The organism is Lepagella muris, from assembly GCF_004793975.1.
GTDB lineage: Bacteria > Bacteroidota > Bacteroidia > Bacteroidales > Muribaculaceae > Lepagella > Lepagella muris.
In genome coordinates this window covers 1-369 of record NZ_SRYB01000096.1, presented here as the reverse complement: position 1 = coordinate 369, position 369 = coordinate 1, and the positions used below count along the sequence as shown (strand labels likewise).

At 51.8% G+C, this 369-nt stretch carries 1 protein-coding gene; it reads left to right on the top strand.

The genetic code is table 11. The annotated features are described in order from the left end of the window. The coding region (locus E5331_RS20145; protein ID WP_168355332.1) for a sugar nucleotide-binding protein at positions 1 to 221 on the top strand (221 nt) is incomplete at its 5' end. Positions 222 to 369: the final 148 nt, after the last annotated feature.

Sequence of the window (369 nt, the reverse complement as noted above, 5' to 3'; positions counted from 1 at the left end):
CGAATGAGGGTGTGTGCTCGTGGTTTGACTTCACGAAGATGATCGCGGAGTATGCCGGCAACAGGGGATGTGACGTGCAGCCGTGCCATTCGGATGAGTTTCCGTCGAAGGTGGTGAGACCGTCGTATTCGGTGTTGGACAAGACGAAGTTCAAGGAGACGTTCGGGATGGGAGTGCCGTATTGGACGGATTCGCTGAGGAGATGCATCGGTAATCTTTGACTCATGGACCCCTCGCCCTGGGCGAGGGGATGGGGCTCCAGCCGGCACAAATTTTTCTTTCTTCAATTCATTCTTTTTTTAATTTGGATAATCTTTTATGAGGAATATATTGATCACCGGGGGGGCGGGGTTTATCGGCTCCCATGTT